Here is a 2147-nt window from a genome sequence, read left to right as displayed (position 1 = left end):
TTGCTATGCTTGTCTTATCTAGTGTAGGTACTAAAGTAAGCCGCATCTATTTAGGTGTTATTATTACAGGTCTTATTCTCGCCTTCTTCGTACCAAGTGCAACGGCTCGTATTGCCTGCTTAGCACCGATTATTATTGGCATTGTTGAAAACTTAGGCATTGAACGTAAAAGCCGAGTAGCAGCGCTCCTTATGGTAGGTGCCGTACAGGCCGATACGTTCTGGAATATTATGATTCAAACAGCTGCTGCGCAAAATCTTGTAGCAGTTGGTTTCATGCAAACACAGATGAATACTTCTGTAAGCTGGATTGATTGGCTTACAGCAGCAGCTCCATTCTCCATTATTATGGTTATCATCACCTACTTCGTAACACAAGCTTTCATTAAACCTGAATTTAAAGAGCTCAACGGTGGTGACGTACAGCTTGCAAAAATGCGTGAAGCTATCGGTCCAATGACCTTTGATGAAAAGAAACTATTATGCATCTCTATCGGCCTCTTAGCGTTGTGGGCTACTAGTGGTAAATTACATACGATTGATACGACAACTACAACCATTGTAGCTATTGCCTTGTTCTTCTTCCCGAAACTTGGCATTATGGAATGGAAATTTGCTCAATCCAATATCGATTGGGGCTCCATCGTTATGTTTGGCGCTGGTATCGGTCTAGGCTCTGTATTACTGAAAACAAAGGCAGCTACATGGCTTGCTCAAGTCTTTGTAAATGCGTTCTCCTTGGAAACAGCCAGTGTATTCCTATTGATTGCCATCATGGCTGCTTTCTTGATTTTAATTCATCTTGGTTTTGCATCGGCTACCGCCCTCTCCTCTGCTATGATTCCTATTGTAATCTCCATTGTAATGGGACACTCTGCAGAAGGTCTTAATCCAGTGGGCGTAACCATGCTCATGCAATATGCAGTATGCTTTGGTCTAGTACTACCAGTAAACTCCCCTCAAGGCATGGTAGCTTACGGTACAGATACATTCGACGTAAAAACATTTATGACTACAGGCATTCCATTAACAATTATTGGCTATATCATGATGCTCGTATTTGCATTAACATACTGGCACTGGACAGGTATCGCATAAAAATAACTATTAAAATTTAAAATCTAAAGTTTTAAGATCCTACAATTTTTTACTACTAGAAATTGTAGGATTTTTTGCTTTATTTTTTGCTTTAATTTTTTGTTTTAACTAGTTTACTACTCACTCTATTTTTTCTGGACTGAAATGTCTGAGCACATATGATAAATTAGATTTAATTTCCCTTTTTTTATTTTTGCACATAGCTGAAAACATATTGCCTAAGACTTTATCATATATGACTTGTACCTCTTCAAATAAAAGCTTGCCTTCATAAGTGAGAGCTAAACTTTTGGATCGTTTATCATTCGGACAAATATCACAGATAACTAAGCCTTTTTTCACTAAATTTTTTACAACTACAAATAAATTGCCATAGGACATACGTAACTCATCTACTACAAATCCTAATGATGGATTACAAGATGAAACATAAATAAACTCCAAAACATTATACTGCATCGGTGTTAAACCAAACCGTTTTAGTACGGCTACTTCCTTATCATGAACCACCGTATATATACGCTCAAATAAAAACCATAATGTCTTATCCTCTGGTAAAAATATATCTCTAGGCGCTCGTTGTGCTAACTTTAACCTTTTTCCATACCTCATAGCCCGCTCTAATCGATTAAAACGTTCTTCACTCTCGCTAACCTCACGTAAACGCAATCGTGCCATTTTGATTACTCCTTATCCCATATAGATACAAATAGAACTACAGATATAGATATAGATATAGATATAGATATAGATATAGATATAGATACAGATACAGATACAGATGCATATACATATACAGATATTGATATTGATTTAGATATTGATTTAGACATTGATTTAGATACAGTTATATAGAGTTACTTGTATAGACATAAGTGGAAATATTAATACTACTATTGATATAAATAGAGATATGAATATCTCTATTGCTCAAAAAATTAGTTTTCAAATCTTTTACAATTTCTACCGTATATATCCTATTTTTCAATTACTACCAGTTAAAAATATTTATTTTTAACTGGTAGTATCTCTGAAATGAAATATATTGGC

General features: G+C 35.3%; 2 protein-coding genes. One reads left to right on the top strand and one right to left on the bottom strand.

Annotated features, from left to right (window positions below; all coding sequences use genetic code 11):
* Positions 1-1097 (top strand): SLC13 family permease (locus Q0F90_RS08975; RefSeq protein WP_296004906.1); only part of this gene is annotated, 1097 nt, incomplete at its 5' end.
* Positions 1098-1217: 120 nt separating this feature from the next.
* On the opposite strand, the gene Q0F90_RS08970 is transcribed toward Q0F90_RS08975, so the two are convergent.
* A complete protein-coding gene (locus tag Q0F90_RS08970; protein WP_296004904.1) occupies positions 1218-1775 on the bottom strand; it encodes a MarR family winged helix-turn-helix transcriptional regulator in 558 nt (185 codons plus the stop codon).
* Between the last annotated feature and the right edge of the window lie 372 nt (positions 1776-2147).

Origin of the sequence: uncultured Veillonella sp. (assembly GCF_934190855.1) — a bacterium.
Taxonomy (GTDB): Bacteria; Bacillota; Negativicutes; order Veillonellales; family Veillonellaceae; genus Veillonella.
Note: the sequence above shows the minus strand (reverse complement) of the source record. Positions and strands in the feature narration are given on the sequence as shown.